We start from the raw sequence: 20,165 nt of genomic DNA, 5'->3' as shown, positions 1-20,165 counted from the left end.
CCGGCGCAGGCGGACGAAAGATTTCTTCCTGGATCCGGCATGCCTGCATAGCACTTCCACTGCCAACCTCTCTCCACTTCTTATGACACTCAAAGCCATTATTAACGACGCTGGGGAAGGCGGATTCTGGGCCGAGGTGCCAGCCGTGCCCCGATGTTTCACCTCAGAGACACTTCCAGAACTGGAGACGAATCTTCGTGAAGCGATCGAAGGCTGGTTACTGGCAGTCGAGCCGTTTCGGGGACCAGCCGCGTGTCCAGAGCGGATTGAAAAACTCCGGTCGAATAGGTCAAAGCGCCGGAGGCGGTTGGTGGCGCAAGCGAAGGCCGTCTCCGGCGCATGGGGCGGCCGTCACGCCTGGAAAAACAGGCGGAAATGCCTGTATCACGTTATTTGCCGATGCAGAAGCTGCTGAAAATCACGCCGAGCAGATCCTCCGTATCGACCTTTCCGGGGATTTCGCCGAGCGCGTCCAAGGCTTCGCGAAGATCGATCGCGGCGAGCTCGGGGTCGGTTGACAGGTCGTCGAGGAGTTCCAGCGCGGCGAGCAGCGAGGTGCGGGCGAGTTGCAGGCTCGCCTGATGGCGGGCGTTGATGGCGACCGCGTGCTCGCCCCAGTCCGCCTCGCTGAAATGAAGCGAGTCGCGGATGGCGTCGGAAAGCAGATCGAAGCCCGCACCCGTAGTGCAGGAAAGCCGCACGGCCTCGATTCCCGTCCAGGATGGATGCTCGCCGAGATCTGTTTTGTTGAGCACTTGCAGGCGCTTGGCGGCGGTCGCGGGAAGGATGGCGTCGGCGGGTCGGGGTTGGCTGGCGTCGGCGATTTCCAACAGCAGGTCGGCGGCTTCAATCTGCCTGACGGTGCGCTGGATGCCCTCCGCCTCGATCCGGTCGGATGCTTCGCGGACGCCTGCGGTATCGACTAACCGGAGCGGGATGCCGTGCAAATTGACGACCTCCTCGATCGTGTCGCGGGTGGTGCCGGCGATGTCGCTGACGATCGCCCGCTCGAATCCTAGCAGGCGGTTGAGCAGGCTGGATTTCCCCACGTTGGGCTCGCCGAAAATCACGGTCCTAACGCCTTCACGCAGCACCCGTCCCTGGTCGGCGGTGGCAAGCAGGGAATCGACCACGGCGAGGACCGAGCCGACGCGACCGCGCAGCAATGCGCCGGTTTGCGGGTCGATGTCTTCCTCGGGGAAGTCGATCCACGCTTCGAGATGGGCGAGGGTTTCCAGCAACTGGTCGCGGGCCTCGGTGGTGCGCCGGCCGAGCGTGCCCTCAAGCTGGCTGCGGGCCGCGCGCAGCGAAAGCCGGGTCTGCGCGGAGATCAGGTCCATCACTCCCTCCGCCTGCGTTAGGTCGAGTTTTCCATTCAGGAACGCGCGTTGAGTGAACTCGCCCGGGCCCGCGGCGACGGCGCCGCAGGCGAGAAAGCGGGCCAGCACTTCGCGAGTCACGAGAATCCCGCCGTGGCCGGTGAACTCGAAGCTGTCCTCGCCGGTGTAGCTGTTGGGGCCGCGGAAAACCGTCATCAATCCGTCGTCCAGGATTTGTCCGTCGGCGTCCCGGATCTTGCAATAGCGGGTGGTGCGGGGCATCAGGGAAGAAGCCATGCCGCCGGTGGCCTGGTCCGCGATCCGGATCGCGTCGGGTCCGGAAATCCTCAGCAACGAGACCGCGCCCATCCCGGGCGGCGTGGCGATCGCCGCGATCGTTGTGCGGTGCGGATCTGGAATGGTTTCCATCCGGTTAGTCACTTCGTCGATGCCGAGGCGGACGGTTGGCGGCCACCGAGACCGAGGAATTCCCAGCAGATGAAACGGCTGATTTCCAACTCCGGCGCGGTCGGCTCGCCGCCCCACTTGAGTTCCACCGTCGCGGTGCGGGTGATCGGGCGGTTTTCCTTGGTGCCGCGCCAGTTGATGATGGAAAGGGCGCGGCCCATTTCGGAGTCCACCTTGACGTTGACCCGCGCGGTGTCGCCGGTGTTAGCGGGATCGGCCACGCGGTAGGTGCGGGTGCCGGCGACCGCCCGGCCCTTGTCGGGGACATCCTCGACGAGGAAGACGCGGAAGACTCCGGTTTGGCCGACTTCCGGCAGCTCCACGAAGTTTTGGAGCGTGCGGTATTTGGTTTGGGCGAAGATTTCCCAGTCGAGCTTGAGGCCGCCATCAGTGCGTTTGAAGAAGGCATGCACCCGCAGGGGTTCCATGGCGAAGTTGCCGACGCGGGCCAAAGTGCTGAGAAGCAGGTCGGCTTCATCCACGCCATACTGGACTTCGAGACTGGCGAGCGGCCGGAAGAATTCCTTCATGTCGAACTGCGGCGGCTGGTCGTAAATCATCATGAACAGGCCGCGCTTGCGATCTTCCTCGGAGAGTTCATAGATCGAAAACGCCTCCGCCGGGGTGTCCGAATCATTGATGACGCCGCCGCCGTAGAAGTCTTCGATCTTGGAAGCGAGTTCGCCGCCGTTGAGAATGAAGGGGACTTTTTCCTTGTCGCTGGTGGCCGCCATGTAGCCGCGAAGAAGTTGATAGGCGTCTTTCTGCCAGCCGACCCGGATGTAGTTCGCCTCGTTGACCTTCGGGTCGCCCGAGGCGGCCTTGACGGTTGGCGGTTCGATGTTCTGGCCCATCTCCAACGAGGTGTAATAAACCCCGCCAAGAGCTAGCAGAAACAGCGCGAGCAGGACCAGCATGGCAGGAATGAGACCGCTGCGCTGCGGCTTGCTTGCTTTGGGCGCGTATTTGCGGGGAGACGGGACGGGTTCCGGGGGGGGCTCCTTGGCCGGCGGTTCCTCGGTTTTCAGGGAAGCGGGAGTTGGAGGAATTTCCGCGGGAGGAGCGGGCGGAGTTTTCTCCACGACAGGGGCTGGCGGCGGCGGAGGCTGGAATGCCGCGACGGGCGCGACCGGGACTTCAAGCTCGGGCGACGTGATCACGCCGCTGCAATGCGGACAGGGCGCGGTCGTCGGTGGAAGATCCGCGGGAATCACGATTTTCCCGGCGCAGTCCCGGCAATAAAATTCCCGTTGGGGCTTTGGACTCACAAGATCTGCCATGATGAAAAGTTAGGAAATCAGAACCGCTCTGTCAAATGCGGGCGGTGAAACTTCAGGCCGCCGCCGTGGCTGCCAGCACGGAATCCAGCACCTCCATGCAACGGCGGTTCTGCGGCTCGGTGCCGATGGAAATCCGGATCCAGTCGGGGAGCTTGTAGCTGCTCATCGCGCGGACGATCACGCCTTGCTTGAGCATGTCGCGGAAGACCCGGTCGCCGTCGCCGGTTTTGACGAGCAGGAAGTTGGCGAAGCTCGGGACGTATTCCAGGTTTCTAGCGGCCAAGGCGTCCTCATAAAAAGCCATGCCGGCGCGGTTGACCGAGCGGGTCTTTGCGATGTGGTCCGTGTCCGCGAGCGCGGCGAGGGCGCCGGCTTGGGCGATGGCGTTCACGTTGAACGGCTGCCGCGCTTTTTGCAGGAGCGTGGCGACGTTTTCCGAGGCCAATCCGTAGCCGACCCGCAAGGCGGCGAGGCCGTGGATTTTCGAAAACGTCCGCAGCACGCAGACGTTCCGGCCTTCCCTGACATATTTGAGCGCGTCCGGCGGCGAGTCGGGAAATTCGAAATACGCTTCGTCGAAGACGACGATCACGTGGTCCGGGACCCTGGCCATGAAGCGGTCGATCGCCTGCTGACTGACCATCGTGCCGGTTGGGTTGTTAGGATTGGCGATGAAAACCAGACGCGTCTTGTCGGTGATCGCATCCGCCATCGCATCGAGGTCGTGCACGAAGCCGGGGTCCGGCACTTCGATGTATTTCGCGCCGAACAGCGTGGCCATCAGCTTGTAAACCACGAAAGCGTGTTTCGCGGCGATGAGTTCCGCGTCGCGGTTCAAAAACGTGTGGCACAGCAACTCGATGATTTCATTGGAGCCATTGCCGAGCACGACGTTGGAAAGGTCCATCCCGAAAGATTGGGCGATGGCACTGCGCAGGCGGTAGCCGCCGCCGTCCGGATAGATGTGGGCCTCCTCAAGCGCCTCGCGCATGGCGATTTTCGCCAGCGGAGACGGGCCGAGCGGGTTTTCGTTTGAGGCGACTTTGACGATTTGCGAGGGATCGAGCCCGAGCTCGCGGGCGGTTTCATCAATCGGTTTTCCCGGCTCATAGGCCACGAGGTCGCACACAAATCGGTTCGCGTATTGGTCAATCGTCATTGCGGCGGCAAAGTAGGAGAGAAGTCAGGATTGGTCAAACATTCGCCTGTATTCCTCTCAGCGACTGGCATTGAGAAGCTTCTTAAAGCGTTCGAGCGCGGCATGATAAGTGCCGGCTAGCGATGGATTCGGCTGGAGTGAGGAACCGGCGGCGGCTTTGCAGAAGATTTCCTGAAGCGCCGGTAAGTCGTGACCGTCCGCCACGGCGGCGATCAGCGCTGCACCCAAGGCGGCGGAGTTCAAGACATCGAACCGCTCGACGGGCGCTTGAAAAACATCGGCGACGACTTGGGCGATGCCGTCGTTTTTGGCGGCGCCGCCGGTGAGCCGGATGCGCTCGGTTTTCACTTCCATCCATTCCGAATGAAGGCGCATGTTGAGGAATTGTCCCTCAAGCAGCGCGCGGACTTGCAGCGCGGGATCGGTGCCGGACTCGAAAGCGGAGGAACCCTGCAAAACCGGCCCCGTGAAATCGTGCCGCGGGGTGATTTCCGGGCCGAAGAACGGCAGCATCAAATTCTCTCCGGCCGATGCGAGCGTGCCGGCAAGTGCTTCACGGTCGAACGCCGACCAGTCCGCGCCGAGCTTGTCGCGCAGGGCTTCACGGGCGAGCGAGCCGTTGCGAAAACAGATCAGCGACATGAAGCCGCCGGCCGGATTTCCGAAGACGTGGCCGAAGCCGTTCGGGTCGGTTTTCGGCCCCGGCATGGCGGCGAAGAAGGTGTCGCTGGTGCCGAGGGAGATCACCACGTTGCCGGGCGTCGTCGCGCCCATGCCAACCAAGGATGCCGGATTGTCGCCGGTGAAAAGCGCCGTGCGGCAGTTTTCGGCAAAGCCGTATTTCCTGATGAAATACGGCGAAATCCGGCCTTGGAGCGTCGTCGCTGCGGCCGGGGGAAGGAGTTTCGTCCCGAGATCGGGCGCGGTCGCGGCCAGTAAGTCGGTGTCCCAGTCGAGCTTGGAAAGGTTGAGAAGATTCATCCCGGCACCGTCGCCGAAATCGATCGGCACGGATTTTCCGGAGAGCACCGAAGCGATGAACGAACTGACCAGATGAATGTGGCTGGTGCGCTCGTAGGCCGCTGGATCGGATTTGTAAAAGCGCCGGATTTGCGGACCGGTAAAGCGTTCGATGGCGATCGAGCCGCTGCGGGCGCAGACTTCCGCGGAGCCGCCGAGGGCAGCGGTGATTTCCGCGCACTCCGCTCCCGTCGAGGTATCCATCCAGATTGGCGAGGTCGTGCGGGTCAGGGCGGGGGAGAGCTGGGAGGCAAGGTCGAGGGTGGGATCGAGCTTGGCGAGGCGGGCGTCGAAAGTGGCGTCCAGATAGACCGAGCCGTGTTGTTGGCCGGACCCGGCGATCAGTTTCACCTTTGAAAGATCCGTCGCGGAGGACAGCCGGGCGAGCAGCAAATCCAGCGCCTCAAGCCACATCAACGGGTTTGCGTGGACTTCGCCATCCTTGCCGCCGGGAATGAATCCGCTTGGAGAATGGTATTTCGGGAATTCCGCTCCGAAGTTGACGGAAAGCTGGCAGGCGATTTGTCCCGATTCGGGATCGATCAGGACTGCGGTGATGGACTGGGTGGAAGAATCAAGGCCGAGGAACATGCGTGATTTTTGCCAGCATCGGTTTTTTTTCCAAGTCAAAACCACAAGCCGTATGGCCTCGGTGATATAAAAAAAGAGCGGCCGCTCACGCGACCGCTCTTGGCTCGAGCTCAATGTCTCGTGCTCTTGGGGGGGAATCAGAAGCTGACGCTGAGCATGCAACCACCGACGAGTTCGTTACTTGAACCGGCGTAGAGGGTAGTCGGCTCATCGCTGAGGGCGACGGAGAAGGCCACGAACGGCGACAGCTTGGCGTGTTCGGCGAAGCCCCAGTCAAGAGCGACCTTGGTCGTCCATGCGGTGCAGTCGCCTTCCTCGATGAGGTAGCCGACATTGGTGCCGACATTCAGCGAGAGGCATGGGTTGATTTCAAAAGCACGGCTGAGTCCCAATTCGGTGTAGCCATCGTTGTCAACTTCGACGTCCCAGAAGTATTTGAGCGACACGTCGGCGAAGCCGAAATCGTGGGAGACTCCGAAATAGACTTCCTGAGCGGTATCGGCGTTTGAATTCGGGTATTGGTAGGCGATGTATCCGATCGATCCCTTGAGAAAGCCGAAGTCCTTGGAGGCTTCGCCGTAAAGATCGAGTTCGTCGACATTCGATCCTGTGTTTTCGAAGCTGCCATACCAAGCGCCGGCGCTCAGGCCCACGCCGTTCCATGTGGTGCTGGCGTCTACCCCGGCTTCGACGAGGGCGTTGCCAAGGTCTTGGCCGCGCCACAGGTATTCGCTGGAATAGCCGGTGTGGAGGAGGTATTCGACTTCCGCTTGGGTGTTGCCGGCCACAAGGGCGGCGGCGGCGGCCAATGCCCCGATGGTTTTGAAGTGGTTTTGCATAGTGTGGTGTTGGTCTTCGGTTGTTGCTTTCGACCTCGGCTGCTCCGTTGGGGAACAGAAAGGCACATGCTGGATTTAGCATACTGCGTGCCAGATGATGGCTGCAGACATTAGTAGTGTATTTTTTTCTGCGTGGATACAGGCGGGTCGTCTTCGTGGGATTGAGGTCGCCGTGCGGATCTTCATGCCCACAAAAAAAGAGCGGCCGCTTGCGCGACCGCTCTTGAATTAAATATTGAAGTCTTGCGACCTCGGGTCAGCTTAGAAGCCGACGCTGAGCATGGCACCGCCAACAACTTCGTTGTCGGTCTGCACCCAGAGGGTGTTGTTTTGCTCGCCGAGACCGACCGACACTGCGACGAATGGCGACAGTTTGGCGTGTTCTGCAAAGCCCCAGTCAAGGGCGACCTTGGTGGTCCAAGCGGTGAATTCACCATCATCGGCAAGGTAGCCGACGTTGGTTCCCACGTTGAGGCTCAAGCAAGGGCTGAGCTCGAAGCTGCGGCTGAGCGCCAGCTCGGTGTAGCCTTCGGTGCTGCCTTGTTCGATATCGTCCACACCCCAGTAGTAGGTGAGGGACGCGTTGGCGAAACCGAGATCGCGGGAAACGGCGAAGTAAACTTCACCAGATCCTTCGTTGTCATTTCCATCGTCGAAGTTGCGGTAAATATAGCCGACGGAACCCGTGAGGAAGCCGAGATCTTTGGAGACTTCGGTGTAGAGGTCCAACTCGTTGATGTTCTCGGCTGCATTGTCAAAAGAGCCATACCAAGCGCCGGCGCTCAGTCCGAGGCCGAAAGCTTCGGTTTTGACGTCCGCGCCTGCTTCGACGAGGCTTTGACCGAGGATGACACCACGGTAAAGATACTCGCTGGAGTATCCGGTGTGGAGTTCGTATTCGACTTCCGCGTTAGCGTTGCCGGCCACAAGGGCGGAGGCAGCGGCCAAGGCGCCAATGGTTTTGCAGTAGTTTTGCATATTGTTGTGTTGGTTTTCGGTTGCTGCTTGCGTCCTTGCTGCGCCGGGTTGCGGAACAGACAGGAGCAATGTCGGATGTAGCGTCCCGCATGTCAGATGTCACGCTGGAAACTCTCCGTTGGGCGAAAGGTTTACCTTTCCGAAGTAATTGTCCAGAATTATTTTGATGCGGATCAGCGTCCCGACGCCGCGGGGACTAGGGGCGGGGGCTGGCGCTGGCAAGCAAGAACCGGATATTTCTGCAGTTTTTCGTGCTAGATGAAGTGTGATGTCAGCGGATTGCAGGAGTTTTTGAATTTGGCACGGTGTTTGCTTAATCCTATTTCAAGCCTCGAAGATTTGGAATCGTCGGGACCAAGCAATCAAATATCCGACCCACTCTGACCACCATGACCCGTCGACATCTCAATAAAATCCGAGCCCTCACGGCAGCCGCCATCGCGCTCATCGCCATTCCTCTGTCCCACACCGCGCATGCGCAGGATGCGGCGTCGCCCCCGCCGGTCGCGGAAACAGTCGCTGCGCCTGCGCCCACGCTCGAGGAACGCCTGGCTGACGTGGAGGCCTACATGAACAACGCAGCCCGTCCCGAGAAGGCGAGCGGTGCCGAGTCGCTCGTGAAAGGTCCGGGTCCCGGAGCCAACGCGTGGCAAATGGTGAGCACCGCGCTCGTCCTGTTCATGACCTTGCCGGGTCTGGCGCTGTTCTACGGTGGTCTTGTCCGCCGCAAGAACGTGCTTTCCGTCCTCGCCCAGTGCTTGGGAATCGCCTGCGTGGTCACCCCGATTTGGTGGCTCTGCGGGTATTCGCTCTCCTTCGGCGCGGGAAATTCCCTGATCGGCGACTTCAGCATGGCTCTCTTCAAGGGCGTGGAGCCGGGCAACACCGGAGCCGGCTACTGGTGGATTTCGGACAGCATCTGGGCCATGTTCCAGCTGACTTTCGCGATCATCACTCCGGCGCTCATCATCGGTGCCATCGCCGAGCGGATGAAGTTCGCAGCCATCATGGCTTTCGTGGTGATCTGGATGTTCGCCGTGTATTTCCCCTTCGCCCACATGGTCTGGTCCGCGACCGGCTTGATGTGCGGCCCGCTTAACCCCACCGCCGCCATCAAGGCGCTCGATTTCGCCGGTGGCACCGTGGTTCACATGACCTCCGGCTGGAGCGCTCTCGTGCTCTGCATGATTCTCGGAAAGCGCAAAGGACTCGGCAAGGAGTCGATGGCTCCCCACAGCATGGTTCTTTGTATGGTCGGCACCGGCATGCTCTGGGTCGGCTGGTATGGATTCAACGCCGGCTCCGCGCTCGGTGCGGACGCCATCGCCTCCAACGCCTTCACCACCACCACCCTCTGCGCCGCCACCGCCGGCCTTGCATGGGCGCTCATTGAATGGATCTTCAAAGGCAAGCCAAGTGTTCTTGGTTTCTGCTCGGGCATCGTCGCCGGCCTGGTTGTCATCACTCCCGCTTGCGGATTTGTCACCACCGGTTCCGCAATGATCATGGGCGTTCTCGCCGGGGTGATTCCATTCCTCGCAGTGGCCTACCTCAAGAAATTGCTCGGCTACGATGACGCTCTCGACACATTCGGCATCCACGGTGTGGGTGGCACCTTGGGCGCGATCCTCACCGGTATCTTTGCCGATGAGAAGGCCAACTCGGTGGTCGGACCACTCAAGGATGGTTTGCTCTTGGAGCAATTCAAAGCCGTCGGCCTGACCATCGTCTGGAGCGTGGTCGCCACCGCCATCATCGCCTACATCGTCAAAGCCGTCATCGGTCTCCGCCCGGCACCGGAAGTCGAAGAAGCCGGCCTCGATCTCGCCGAGCACGGCGAAGTGGGCTACGAACATTGATTTCCACACGAGGTTGTTGAATCCCCCCACGGGCTGGCCGGAAACGGTCAGCCCGTTTTCGTTTGCAGCACCGCCCCAATCAGTTTCCTCTCTCCGCGTGAAGCGTCAGATCCTGCGATACTCCCTGTTGGCTTGCCTGTTGATTTCCTCGGCGTTCGCGGCTTGGAGCTGGTTCCGGCCATACGCGTGGCGGCCGGATCCCGCGGCGCGCTGCAAGATCGTGGAAACCCTGGTGACCCGCGATCAATCCTATTTCTGGATCGATGTGCGCCTCAAAGTGAACCCCGGGATGACTCACGATCTCCAGAAACCCGTCCGCCTCGAAACCGCCGCCGGCGCGACCCACGAACCCGCCGACACGACGTTCGCCGGAACCGAGGGGCAGGGGACCACCGAGATCTGGTTCAAGTTCTGGCTCGAACCGGCCGATCTCGCCGGCCCTCTCACCTTGCATCTGAACGACGGCAAACTCCTGGTCAAAGCCGGAAACACCGTCCCCGAACTCGCGACTTCCGCTTACAAGAACTTCACCACCAACCAATGGTGACCCATGGCCTGGCTCCTGATCGACAACTCGAACACCCGCACGAAATTCGCCCTCGGCGACGCCGACCACCTGCTGCCGTGGCGGGACGTGCTGTCGACCGCTGAAATCTCTCCCGACTCGTTGGCCGCGCTGCTCGCGGAAATTCGCTTCGACGCCGTGATGGTTTGCTCCGTCGTCCCGGAAAAGGCCGCGATCCTCCGAGCCCGCTTCGAGGAGAAATACCCGCTGCATTTTCTCAATCACCAGAGCCCGCTCGGCATGGGCATCGACTATCCGCTGCCCTCGCAGATCGGCGCGGACCGCCTCGCCAATGCCGCCGGCGTCCTCACCCGCCACGGCGTTCCCGCCGTCATCATCGATTTCGGCACCGCCGTGACCTTCGACGTCATTTCCGCCGAACCCGCCTACTGCGGCGGCGTGATCGCCCCCGGCTTGGGCGCGATGTCCGGCTATCTTTCCCGGAAAACCGCGTTGCTTCCCGAGATCGACCTCGTCGAGCCCATGTCCGCGATCGGCAAATCCACCGTCCACGCCATGCAGGTCGGCGCCGTTTTCGGCTACCGCGGGCTGGTGCGGGAAATCCTCGCGCGGATCTGCGCCGAGCTCCCCGGCAAGCCGAAAATCATCGCCACCGGCGGCGACGCGGCCCTCATCGCCCGCGGCTTGCCCGAGATCGACGCGGTCGATCCGGACATCACCCTCGACGGCCTCCGCCAAGTGGCCGTCCGCGTGTTTGGTCATTAAATACGTGCCATTTCAATCCCATCCGATACCTCTCCTCCCGCCATGCCTGACAGCCCCCTGACCATCGGCATCGATTTTGGCGGAACCTCGGTGAAAATCGCCGTGGTGTTCCAAAGCCACATCATCGACTACGCGCCGCCCATCGCCACCCAGGAATTCACCGGCCCTGACGAGCTGATCGCCGCCATGATCCGCGTGGTCGAAGACTTGCGGGCCAGGCATCCGGGCATCGCCGCCATCGGCGTGGGCATGCCCGGCTTCGTCGATTTCGACGCCGGCCTGGTTTACAATCTCACCAATGTCGCGGGCTGGACCTCCATCCCTCTCCGGGAAATCCTCCAACAGGCAACCGGCCTGCCCGTCGTCGTCGAGAACGACGCCAACTGCATGGGCTTCGCCGAGTGGAAATGCGGCGCGGGCTGCGGCTTCCAGCACGTCGTTTTCATCTCCCTGGGCACCGGTGTCGGCGGCGCGATCATCGCCAACGGTCAGATGATCCGCGGCGCCCGCCACGGCGCGGGCGAAATCGGCCAGACTTCCATCGACTATCAGGGAAGACCCGGCCATTACGGAAATCTCGGCGCGCTCGAAGACTATGTCGGAAATCGCGAGATCACCGCGATGGCCCACGACGCCTACCTCGCGGCTGGCATTCAAAAAGCCCTCGACGAGTGCTCACCCGCCGCCCTCGCCGCCGCCGCCCACCTCGGAGATCCCGTCGCCCTCGCCCAGTGGGACCAAATCGGCAGGATGCTCGCCACCGCCGCCATGAACTGCTGCTGGCTCCTCAATCCCGAAGCCATCGTCATCGGCGGCGGCGTCGCCCGTGCCGGCGAGCTCCTTTTCAAATCCTTCGAAGCGAACCTGTTGGCGCAGCTCTCCGGTCCTTTCAAAGACCACCTGCGGATCCTGCCCGCCGCCTTCGGCCACGAGGCCGGGACCATCGGTGCCGCCGCCCTCGCCCGCGAAGCCATTTGAATCAGGGTTTGAATTTTCCTCCCGCCCCGCTTAGCTAGTCCGACCATGAAAAATTCACACCCCCTCGACCGCCGTCATTTCGTGAAACTCGGCACCCTCGCCGCCACCGCCGCCCTGCTTCCCCACGCCGCCAGCGCGCAAACCGTCCCGGTCCACAAGCTTCCCGCCCTGCCGTATGCGTTCGACGCGCTGGAGCCGCACATCGACGCCCGGACGATGGAGATCCATCACGGCAAACACCACGCCGCCTACATCAACAATCTCAACACCGCCCTCGCCACCGCGGCCGAGCTCGCCAAGCAACCGCTCGAATCACTGCTCGCCAGCCTTCCCACCATCGGCGACGAAGCCCTCCGCACCACCATCCGCAACAACGGCGGCGGAAATTGGAACCACGACTTCTTTTGGAAAACCCTCGCCCCGGCGGGAAAATCCGGCAAGCCCTCCGCCGAACTAACCGCCGCCATCGCCGCCGCGTTCGGCTCCATGGACGCCTTCAAGAAATCCTTCGGCGAGGCCGCCACCAAGCGCTTCGGTTCCGGCTGGGCCTGGCTCATCGTCAAAGACGGCAAGCTCAAGATCACCAGCACCGCCAATCAGGATAATCCCGCGATGAACGGCCTCGTCCCCGACGCCGACCTCGGCACCCCGCTCCTCGGCCTCGACGTCTGGGAGCACGCCTACTACCTCCACTACCAGAACCGCCGCCCCGACTACATTGCCGCCTGGTGGAACATCGTCAACTGGCCCGCGGTTTCCGAGCGCTTCAAAGCCTAGCTCTGGTCGCGCAACGCGGGTGTCACTGGCAGTGGTGGTAAAATGGTCCAGTCTTTATAGCGCCTTTTCGGCTCCTCAGCTTCTGTTTGATTCTGGCAATCTCCTAAAGTCTTCAAACTTCATCGATTGCCTCAGCCCGCCGCCCATGCCGTAAAACACTTTGGTCGTATCGTAGCTGTGAAGAAGTTGATAAAGATAGGATGGGTCGACATCCGATTTTCCACGAAGGCTCAGGTATGCAGAGGTAATGATGCCGCCTTCCTTGGCGAGACCCACTCGCAGGCTTCGCTTGTCGTTTTGAAGATCGGTTAGCCGGAGAATGACGTCGCCGGACTTGACGATTTGGTATGTGTTGAACGATTCGGGCATCAATCCGAAGTTGTCCTCCACATTGCGCCTGATGATGTTTCCGTAGCTGAGCGAGAGAACGTTGTCCTCCAATCCGAGGGGGAAACCGCCGGCAGTCTGTTGTTCCAAGGAAACAACTACTGGTCCAGTGGTGCGGCCTTTGCCATGAAATGGGGCACAAGCACTTATTCCACGCTCGCGGCATGGCGAAGTGCGACCCAGCAGGAGAAACTCGGCGGTGCCAACACCGGTTCTACAGTGGACCCGCTGCTCAGCAGTCCCGGGAACGGTGGCACGATTGGCAACCCAGCGCTACTCAACCAACCGAGCGCCTACCGCTTGAATTCCACTTCGCCGATGATCAACACCGGCCTGGATCTCTTCGCGCTCTTCGGCGTGTCGCCCGGATCGCGGGATTTTTATGGTAACACCTTGCCGCAGGGCGGGGCCTATGACATCAGGGCCCATGAGTTCGCGGGGATCACCATCCTAAGCGGCCCTGCAGCCATTCCGAACCCCGTCACCCAGGGAAGCGCCGGACTCGCCGTGACGGCGGCGACCGAAGCCGGGGAGGCGGGCCTGACCTATACTTGGGGGGTGATCGGGACTCCTCCCGCGCCGGTGGTATTCAGCGTGAACGGAACCAACGCCGCAAAAAACACCGCTGCAAGCTTCAGTAAATCCGGAACCTACCTGTTATCCGTTACCATCACCAGTTCCGGCACTTCGACGGTCACGGGCAATCTCCCGGTCACCGTGAACCAGACCTTCGAGTTCTGGCTCACGGAACATGGATTGACCGGAGCGAACGCCCAGCCAAGCGCTGATCCCTACGGTGTCGGCATCGGAAATCTGCTGGCTTATAGTCTTGGGATCGAACCCCAAGCGGCGAATCCACAAGCGGGGCTGCCAGCATTGCAGCTCGCGGGCGGCGAGTTGGTATTGAACTATCAGGCACCGCGGACTGATGTGATCTATCAACCGGAGTGGTCCACAAACCTGACTGAATGGCAGACAAACGGAATCACCATTGTTCCGAACGGTAACGCGCGCAGCGCTTCGATCCCCCGCGGCACGGACCCGAAGAAATTCATGCGCCTGCGTGTCAGTCTCTGATTTCCGGCCTCCCGGATCTCAGAGATAGCGGGATTTGAGATGGACGAGGTAGGCGTCGGTCGTCGGCCGGCTGCCGGTGGCTTGCCGGATGAGTTCCGCGGGGTCGAGCGTCGCGCCGTGGGCGTGGACGGATTTTCTCAACCAGCCGAGCAGGGGGAGGTAGTCGGCGCGGTCGACCGCGGCGGCGACGCTGGGGTCCTTGCGGGCGGCGGCGAAGAGTTGGGCGGAGTTGATGTTGCCGAGCGTGTAAGTCGCGAAATAACCGAGCCCGCCCATCGACCAATGGATGTCCTGCAGGCAGCCGTGTCGGTCGTCCTTGGGCGCGAATCCGAACAGGTCGCGGAACAGCTCGTTCCACGCGGCGGGCACGGCGGCGACTTTCAGGCTGCCGCTGACCATCCGCCGCTCCAGTTCGAAACGGAGCAGGATGTGCAGGTCGTAAGTCGCCTCGTCCGCCTCGACGCGGATCGGCGAGAACTCGGCGCGCCACAGGTAGCGCAGGAATTTCTCCAACGGAAATCCTGCGAGCTGCGGGAAGCTCTCCTGCGCGGCGGGATACCATTGCTCCCAGAACGTCCGCGAGCGGCCGACGTGGTTTTCCCACAGCCGCGATTGCGACTCGTGGATGCCCAGCGAAACGGCGCTGCCGGATGGGAGTCCGAAATCCTCGGCGGGCAGGCCTTGTTCGTAGAGCCCGTGGCCCGCTTCGTGGAGCACGCCGAAGAGCGACGAGGTGAAATCCGACTCCATGTAGCGCGTCGTGAGCCGCACGTCGCGCGGGCCGAGCGTGGTGCAGAACGGATGCGTGGTGGTGTCGATTCGGCCGGCCTGGAAATCGAAGCCGATGGCTTCCGCGATGCGGGCGTTGAACCTCTGCTGGGCCGCGACGGGGTAGGGGCCAGCCGGCAACCTTGGCGCGTGGGCGGCGGAGTTTTCCACCGCGCGGGCCGCGGTTTCCCTGACTGCGGGGCGCATCGCATCGAACAAGTTAGCCACGGCGGCGGTGCTGGTGCCGCGCTCGAAGCCTTCCAGCAGCGCGTCGTAAGGTTCGTTCGTATAGCCCCAGAGTTCCGCTTTTTCGCGGGCGATTCCGAGCAAGGTTTCCAGGTGCGGCGCGAAGCTGGAAAAGTCCGAACGCTCGCGGGCATCCGCCCACGCGTGCTTGGCGAGCGAGCTGGCGATCGAGTCGCGGGCGACGAGCTCGACCGGCAATTTGGTCGCACGGTCGAACTCGCGGCGGAGTTCGCGGAGGTTGGCGGTGAGTTTGAAATCAGTGCTCGCGTCGGTGGCCTCGGCGGCTTCGAGATCGCTTTTCCAAGCTTCGGAAGTCGCGAGTTCGTGCGCGCGGGAGGAGAGCCAGGCGAGCTGGTCCGCCCGGAATTTCGCGGCGGCGGGCGGCAGATAGGTTTCCTGATCCCAGCCGATAACGGCGGCGGAGGAATGAATCACCGCGAGTTCGCGGGCTTTTTCGAAAATCGGCATGGCGGACTTGTGAATGATTCCAGAAGACAGGCAAAGCCTGAATACTCCGGAAAACCGGCTTCAGCGCGCGGCGGTGATCGTGATCACGTGCTCGGCGGGTTGTTTCGCGTCGAACACGGCTTTTGCCAGCGGGGCGCGGGCTTTTTCGGTGAGCGCGAAAGTCGCCTCAAGATCCGCCGCGCCTTCCGGGCCGTGGGCGAGCGTCTTGATCTGGCGGGTTTCATACGCCTGCTTTTGGGAAACCGCGTCACGGATTTTTTGGAAAGCGGGCAGCAGTGGGTTGTTGTCGAAATCCTTCGCGAGGTTGACGCCGTCCTTCAACTGGCCCGCAGTGTAAGCCCGGCTCTGGTCGCCCCAAGTGACGGTGTAGCTCGCGGCCTTCGGCGATCCGATGCGGAACATGAAACGGTTCAACTCGTCGTCGAAGGGCACCAGCGCGAGGCCCGCGCGGATCGAGTCGTCCTTGTCGGTCGGGCCGGGGCCGGCGCAGAAGGGGAGGCGGGTGCTGCGGAGGGTGATTCTGCCGTCTTCCGTGGCGATGACCTCGTGGCCGTTAGCGGCGGTGGCTTTGCCCGAGGCCTCGTCGTAAGTCACCGCGCCGAGATCGCCGTTGACGCCGAGGCCTTTGAGAAATCCGTATGCCATGACGAGCTGGCCCGCCCAGCCGGGGTGCACGCCGTCCTTGCCCGAGACTTTGAAATCCGGGCCGTATTGCTTTTTCGCCGCATGATCGGCTAACAACATCGGCTGGTAGAGATCCGCGAAGGCGACGTCCTCGGCCTTGGCTACCTCCACGCCGATGTTGCGGAAGCGAGAGAGGGCGAGATTCAAATCCTGCTGGGTGCCCTTGGCCGACTTCACCCAGGACGGCGCGGAGTCGATGATTCCCGAGGAACCCAGCACCACACGGCAGCCGATTCCCTGGAACGCGTCGATCACCGCGGTCTGGTTTTTCCGATAGTCCGCGGCGATCGCCTCGTCGTAGGGGACGTAGCGGAAATCGTTCATGCCATAACAGGTCGTGGCGATGGTGGGCTGGAAGCGGAGCACGTCGTTCTCCATGCGCTTGAGAAATCCAGCGGCTTGCTCGCCGCCCCAGCCGTATTGGCGGCAGGTGATTTCGAGTTCAGGCAGGCAGGCGGTCAGGTAGGTTTCCAGCAGGACCGAGTAGAGTTTCTGCTCGGTGATCGAGTCGCCGCAGATCGCGAGGCGGTCGCCTTTCTTGAGCAGCGGCGAGGTGGTTTCCGGGGCCGGTGCCAGCACGTAGGCCGAGAGCTCGGCGGGCAGAGGTGGCAGTTCGCGGGCGGAGAGCGGTAGGACGAGGGCCAGTGTTAGAAGTCGATGGGTGCGGGTCATGCCGGATGAAATGATCCGGAACCACCCGACCTTGCAAGCCAATCAAACGGGTCGCTAATTTTCCCGCGGCAGCCAGTCGGTGGCCGTCACCTTGAGCACCTCGAGGTAGCTCTTGCCGTCGGCGGTCTGGCGTTTCGCCACTTCGAGCAGCGGGGTGAAAATCGCGCCGTCCTTGGTGGCGGACTCGAACGTGGTGAAGATTTCCGAGGATTTCTTCACGAAGGCGAGCTGCGGCTTCGCGTCGACCGGCGACTGAATGAGATAGGAAGAAAAATGCTCGTTCTCCGTCTTCGCGGCCCGCTCCGCCGGCGGAAGGGTGGCGACCAGATGAAAGCGCCCGGTCCGGTCCGCCGGACCGTCGACAAATTTTTGGAAGAGATGGTCCCGGAATTCCACGAAAGCCTGCCAATCGACCTGCCAGCCGCCCGGAGTTTCCTTGATCGCGACCGGAATGCCGGAGGGAAAAGTTTCCGTGGTCACGTAGAAAATGAGCAGGGTGCTGCCGTTTTGCTCGTCGATGTAGCTGTGCTTCACCGAGATGGATTTGTAAGCGGTCTGTCCATCCGGAGCCTCGCGCGAGTAGGCTTCCATCGCGCCGCGGACTTTTTCGGGAAACAGCACGTAAGCGCTGCGGGCCGCCCAGTCCGGGGCATCGAGAAACGCCCGCAACGAAATTTCCGCCGCGGCGGAAGCCTTGGCCGGTGGCTCCGGAGATTTTTCGATCATGGGCTTCGGCGGCGCGGGAGCGGGGGCTGGCGGTTCCGCGATGGTCAACGGTTCTTCCGTTTTCACCGGAGGAGTCACGGGCGGCGTTTGCGCGAAGTGTTGATTTGAAATGACGCCGAGCGCGAAACCCAACGCTCCCGTTAGCAGGCAGGAAAAAACCGGGGGCTTCCGCCGCGGTTTTCCGACCACCGGCGGGACGGCCACTTCCGCGATCGCTTCATGGGCGCCGGTCCCCCGCTCTGGATCGGGCGCGATGATTTCCCGGCCGCAGTTCGGGCACGGCCCCTGGCACGCGGCCATCGCCAGCGGCAGGCGCAGCATCGTCCCGCAGGACGGGCAGTTGAATTGGATCACTTCGGCCATGGGCGGTTGCGGGAAACACGGACTCTATGGCCGAAGGTTTTCCCGCTGTCGATCTTTCGGACAGCTCCGGTAAAAATACCTCCGCGGCGAAATAATCCGGTGGATCTACCCGCGGCCGAACCCGACACTGCCGCCCGCCACCTTGAGAAAAATCATCCACATCGACATGGACTGCTTCTACGCCGCCATCGAGGAACGGGAAAATCCCGCCTTGCGCGGCAAGCCGGTCGGCGTGGGCGGCCGCGACCGCCGCGGCGTGCTGACCACCGCGAACTACGAGGCGCGGAAATTCGGCTGCCGCTCCGCCATGCCGGTTTTCAAGGCATTCGAACTTTGTCCCCAGTTGGTGCTCGTCCCCGTCCAGTTCGATCTCTACCGGGCGGTTAGCTCGCAGATCCGTTCCATCTTCGGCCGCTTCACCGAACTCATCGAACCGCTCTCGCTCGACGAGGCCTACCTCGACGTCTCCCACCTCCAGAGCGATGGCGCGGCCGTCGCCCGCGAGATCCGCGCGCAGATTTTCGAGGAAGCCGGCCTCACCGCCTCCGCCGGGATTTCGTCCAACAAGCTCATCGCCAAGATCGCCTCGGACTGGCACAAGCCGAACGGCCAGAAGCAAGTCGCCGAGGAGGAAATCCCCGCCTTCATGGCCGCGCTGCCCGTCGGCCGCATCTGGGGCGTCGGCCAGAAAATGCGCGGGAAACTCAGCGCCCTCGGCATCGAGAGTTGCGCCGATCTCCAACAGCTCGACCAGATCGAACTCTCCCGGCGTTTCGGGAAATGGGGCGTCGAGCTCTGGCACCTTTGCCGCGGGATTGACGACCGCGCCGTCACTCCCGACCGCACCCGCAAGTCGGTTAGCAGCGAGACCACTTTTTCCGAAAACATCCAGGACCTGCCCGCCCTGATCCCGCCGATGAGCGGGATGCTCGACGGCCTCATGGAGGACCTCGCCAAATCCCACCCCGACCGCGTCATCCGCTCGCTCGTCGTGAAAATGAAATTCGCCGACTTCCACCGCACCACCGCCGAGCGCGCCGGCCACCTCGTCGAGCCCGCCGTTTTCGAAGAGCTCCTCGCCGAAGCCTGGCGCCGCGGCAACAACCGCGCCGTCCGGCTGCTAGGCGTCGGCATCCGCTTCGAAGACCCGCGGGAAACCCAGCAGATGGAGTTCTTCGGCTGAACGTGTCCATGGCTGATTGCCTAGTTGGCTTGACAGTCCTTGGATTTTAAGGGTTTCTGGGTGCAGACGATGGCGAAACGATCGATGGCAAGTGTCAAGTTGACGCGCCTGGAGGCCCGGACACGGGTGATCCGGGGGGCAGGGAGCATCGTGTTCGTGGTGTTTTGCATGGCGATCGGTTTCGTGGTGGTGGCGACGGCGTTCCCGCAGCGACGCGAGTTAGAGAAGCTGGAAGCGAAGCTGAAGCTGGCCAAAGAGCGCGAGGAGAAGGTTCTGGCGGATCGCGAATACCATCAGATCGAGCACCGGGCCTTGCGCGAAGATCCCGCGTTTTTGGAAATCCACGCCCGCGACCGCTTGGACTACTACCGCACGGGCGAGCGGGTCTTGAAGTTTGAGAGCGGTCGCTGAGGCCGTTTTTTGCCGCTTGGCGACCAGGTCCGCAGGCTCTATCCCGTGTCCATGCGCAACGATATCGAGCGGGTTTTGATCGATGAGGAGGTGATCGAGAAACGCCTCGACTCGATGGCTCTCGAAATCGAACGGGATTTCCCGGGCGGAACCTTGGTGGTAATCATTCTTCTGAAAGGTGCCCTCGTCTTCGCCGCGGACCTGCTCCGGCGGGTGCCGCGGATTCTCGAAATCGAGTGCCTCAACGTGGCGAGCTATCACGGCGGCGTGGAAAGCTCGGGAAAGGTGGATTTCCTCGACCGCCATTTTCCGGAGGTGAAGGGCCGGCATGTCCTTTTGCTAGACGACATCCTCGATACCGGCAGGACCCTGCATGCGGTCTCGGAAAGACTCATGGAAGAAGGGGCCGTGGCCGTGCATACCGCGGTTCTGCTCGCCAAGGACAAGGAGCGCGCCGAGGAGGTCAACGCCGACTACGTGGGCTTTGAAATCGGTGACGAGTTCGTGGTCGGCTACGGCTTGGACTACAACGGAAAATACCGGAACCTGCCTTACGTCGGAGTGCTCAAGCTTTCCGCGACCGTCTAAATCGTGGCGGGGGGGGTGAAAAACACCCCCCCC

At 62.1% G+C, this 20,165-nt stretch carries 19 protein-coding genes; 9 read left to right on the top strand and 10 right to left on the bottom strand.

Annotation, left to right across the window (positions count from 1 at the left end):
- Positions 1–389: 389 nt before the first annotated feature.
- The 6 genes from mnmE to AC4DF4_RS03795 form a co-directional block, all read right to left on the bottom strand.
- On the bottom strand, positions 390–1,748 hold the full coding sequence (gene mnmE, locus AC4DF4_RS03820; protein ID WP_490046793.1) for a tRNA uridine-5-carboxymethylaminomethyl(34) synthesis GTPase MnmE: 1,359 nt from the start codon (positions 1,746–1,748) through the stop codon (positions 390–392).
- 8 nt (positions 1,749–1,756) lie between these two features.
- Positions 1,757–3,001 (bottom strand): hypothetical protein, encoded by a 1,245-nt coding sequence (locus AC4DF4_RS03815; RefSeq protein WP_490046792.1) that lies wholly within the window; start codon positions 2,999–3,001, stop codon positions 1,757–1,759.
- A gap of 118 nt (positions 3,002–3,119) precedes the next feature.
- Positions 3,120–4,226, bottom strand: coding sequence for a histidinol-phosphate transaminase (hisC, locus tag AC4DF4_RS03810; protein WP_490046791.1), 1,107 nt, complete (start codon positions 4,224–4,226; stop codon positions 3,120–3,122).
- A gap of 57 nt (positions 4,227–4,283) precedes the next feature.
- On the bottom strand, positions 4,284–5,837 hold the full coding sequence (locus AC4DF4_RS03805; protein WP_490046790.1) for a xylulokinase: 1,554 nt from the start codon (positions 5,835–5,837) through the stop codon (positions 4,284–4,286).
- Positions 5,838–5,974: 137 nt separating this feature from the next.
- The gene (locus tag AC4DF4_RS03800) at positions 5,975–6,676 is read right to left on the bottom strand and encodes a TorF family putative porin (RefSeq protein WP_490046789.1); all 702 of its coding nucleotides are present in this window, start codon (positions 6,674–6,676) and stop codon (positions 5,975–5,977) included.
- Positions 6,677–6,937: 261 nt separating this feature from the next.
- The gene (locus tag AC4DF4_RS03795) at positions 6,938–7,624 is read right to left on the bottom strand and encodes a TorF family putative porin (protein ID WP_490046788.1); all 687 of its coding nucleotides are present in this window, start codon (positions 7,622–7,624) and stop codon (positions 6,938–6,940) included.
- A gap of 419 nt (positions 7,625–8,043) precedes the next feature.
- Here AC4DF4_RS03795 and AC4DF4_RS03790 point away from each other — a divergent pair, with 419 nt between their 5' ends.
- The 5 genes from AC4DF4_RS03790 to AC4DF4_RS03770 all read left to right on the top strand — a co-directional run bounded on the left by AC4DF4_RS03790 (position 8,044) and on the right by AC4DF4_RS03770 (position 12,559).
- Complete coding sequence (locus AC4DF4_RS03790; protein WP_490046787.1) at positions 8,044–9,513, top strand: ammonium transporter; 1,470 nt, start codon at positions 8,044–8,046, stop codon at positions 9,511–9,513.
- 97 nt (positions 9,514–9,610) lie between these two features.
- Positions 9,611–10,060, top strand: coding sequence for a hypothetical protein (locus tag AC4DF4_RS03785; RefSeq protein ID WP_490046786.1), 450 nt, complete (start codon positions 9,611–9,613; stop codon positions 10,058–10,060).
- 3 nt (positions 10,061–10,063) lie between these two features.
- Positions 10,064–10,804 (top strand): type III pantothenate kinase, encoded by a 741-nt coding sequence (locus tag AC4DF4_RS03780; RefSeq protein ID WP_490046785.1) that lies wholly within the window; start codon positions 10,064–10,066, stop codon positions 10,802–10,804.
- Between the two features lie 42 nt (positions 10,805–10,846).
- Positions 10,847–11,782: an ROK family protein gene (locus AC4DF4_RS03775; RefSeq protein ID WP_490046784.1), complete on the top strand. Its 936-nt coding sequence runs from the start codon at positions 10,847–10,849 to the stop codon at positions 11,780–11,782.
- Positions 11,783–11,827: 45 nt separating this feature from the next.
- Positions 11,828–12,559: a superoxide dismutase gene (locus AC4DF4_RS03770; RefSeq protein ID WP_490046783.1), complete on the top strand. Its 732-nt coding sequence runs from the start codon at positions 11,828–11,830 to the stop codon at positions 12,557–12,559.
- A 75-nt stretch (positions 12,560–12,634) separates the two neighbouring features.
- Here the strand turns inward: AC4DF4_RS03770 and AC4DF4_RS03765 are convergent, their stop codons facing one another.
- Positions 12,635–13,036, bottom strand: coding sequence for a restriction endonuclease subunit S domain-containing protein (locus tag AC4DF4_RS03765; RefSeq protein ID WP_490046782.1), 402 nt, complete (start codon positions 13,034–13,036; stop codon positions 12,635–12,637).
- Positions 13,037–13,072: 36 nt separating this feature from the next.
- Between AC4DF4_RS03765 and AC4DF4_RS03760 the strand changes: the two genes are divergently transcribed.
- Positions 13,073–14,023: a hypothetical protein gene (locus tag AC4DF4_RS03760; protein ID WP_490046781.1), complete on the top strand. Its 951-nt coding sequence runs from the start codon at positions 13,073–13,075 to the stop codon at positions 14,021–14,023.
- Positions 14,024–14,041: 18 nt separating this feature from the next.
- On the opposite strand, the gene AC4DF4_RS03755 is transcribed toward AC4DF4_RS03760, so the two are convergent.
- Genes AC4DF4_RS03755 through AC4DF4_RS03745 form a run of 3 tightly spaced genes read right to left on the bottom strand, consistent with a single transcriptional unit; the run spans position 14,042 to position 17,950 of the window.
- Positions 14,042–15,505, bottom strand: coding sequence for a carboxypeptidase M32 (locus AC4DF4_RS03755; RefSeq protein ID WP_490046780.1), 1,464 nt, complete (start codon positions 15,503–15,505; stop codon positions 14,042–14,044).
- A 60-nt stretch (positions 15,506–15,565) separates the two neighbouring features.
- Entirely contained in the window at positions 15,566–16,861 is a 1,296-nt protein-coding gene (locus AC4DF4_RS03750; protein WP_490046779.1) for an SGNH/GDSL hydrolase family protein, read from the bottom strand.
- Positions 16,862–16,915: 54 nt separating this feature from the next.
- Positions 16,916–17,950, bottom strand: coding sequence for an RING finger protein (locus tag AC4DF4_RS03745; RefSeq protein ID WP_490046778.1), 1,035 nt, complete (start codon positions 17,948–17,950; stop codon positions 16,916–16,918).
- Between the two features lie 142 nt (positions 17,951–18,092).
- On the opposite strand from AC4DF4_RS03745, the gene dinB reads away from it, so the two are divergent.
- The 3 genes from dinB to hpt all read left to right on the top strand — a co-directional run bounded on the left by dinB (position 18,093) and on the right by hpt (position 20,132).
- Complete coding sequence (dinB, locus tag AC4DF4_RS03740) at positions 18,093–19,133, top strand: DNA polymerase IV (protein ID WP_490046777.1); 1,041 nt, start codon at positions 18,093–18,095, stop codon at positions 19,131–19,133.
- Positions 19,134–19,283: 150 nt separating this feature from the next.
- Positions 19,284–19,544, top strand: a complete 261-nt coding sequence (locus AC4DF4_RS03735; RefSeq protein ID WP_490046776.1) for an FtsB/FtsL family cell division protein — start codon at positions 19,284–19,286, stop codon at positions 19,542–19,544.
- A 51-nt stretch (positions 19,545–19,595) separates the two neighbouring features.
- Positions 19,596–20,132, top strand: coding sequence for a hypoxanthine phosphoribosyltransferase (hpt, locus tag AC4DF4_RS03730; RefSeq protein ID WP_490046775.1), 537 nt, complete (start codon positions 19,596–19,598; stop codon positions 20,130–20,132).
- Positions 20,133–20,165: the final 33 nt, after the last annotated feature.

Source organism: Luteolibacter sp. (genome assembly GCF_058122085.1).
Note: the sequence above shows the minus strand (reverse complement) of the source record. Positions and strands in the feature narration are given on the sequence as shown.

Bases quoted from the DNA above. Each gene is read 5' to 3' on its own strand.
- AC4DF4_RS03770 (WP_490046783.1), top strand. From the start codon at position 11,828: ATGAAAAATTCACACCCCCTCGACCGCCGTCATTTCGTGAAACTCGGC.
- hisC (WP_490046791.1), bottom strand. From the start codon at position 4,226: ATGACGATTGACCAATACGCGAACCGATTTGTGTGCGACCTCGTGGCC.
- AC4DF4_RS03800 (WP_490046789.1), bottom strand. From the start codon at position 6,676: ATGCAAAACCACTTCAAAACCATCGGGGCATTGGCCGCCGCCGCCGCC.
- AC4DF4_RS03755 (WP_490046780.1), bottom strand. From the start codon at position 15,505: ATGCCGATTTTCGAAAAAGCCCGCGAACTCGCGGTGATTCATTCCTCC.
- AC4DF4_RS03775 (WP_490046784.1), top strand. From the start codon at position 10,847: ATGCCTGACAGCCCCCTGACCATCGGCATCGATTTTGGCGGAACCTCG.
- AC4DF4_RS03760 (WP_490046781.1), top strand. From the start codon at position 13,073: ATGAAATGGGGCACAAGCACTTATTCCACGCTCGCGGCATGGCGAAGT.
- mnmE (WP_490046793.1), bottom strand. From the start codon at position 1,748: ATGGAAACCATTCCAGATCCGCACCGCACAACGATCGCGGCGATCGCC.
- hpt (WP_490046775.1), top strand. From the start codon at position 19,596: ATGCGCAACGATATCGAGCGGGTTTTGATCGATGAGGAGGTGATCGAG.
- AC4DF4_RS03745 (WP_490046778.1), bottom strand. From the start codon at position 17,950: ATGGCCGAAGTGATCCAATTCAACTGCCCGTCCTGCGGGACGATGCTG.
- AC4DF4_RS03805 (WP_490046790.1), bottom strand. From the start codon at position 5,837: ATGTTCCTCGGCCTTGATTCTTCCACCCAGTCCATCACCGCAGTCCTG.
- AC4DF4_RS03790 (WP_490046787.1), top strand. From the start codon at position 8,044: ATGACCCGTCGACATCTCAATAAAATCCGAGCCCTCACGGCAGCCGCC.
- AC4DF4_RS03750 (WP_490046779.1), bottom strand. From the start codon at position 16,861: ATGACCCGCACCCATCGACTTCTAACACTGGCCCTCGTCCTACCGCTC.
- AC4DF4_RS03780 (WP_490046785.1), top strand. From the start codon at position 10,064: ATGGCCTGGCTCCTGATCGACAACTCGAACACCCGCACGAAATTCGCC.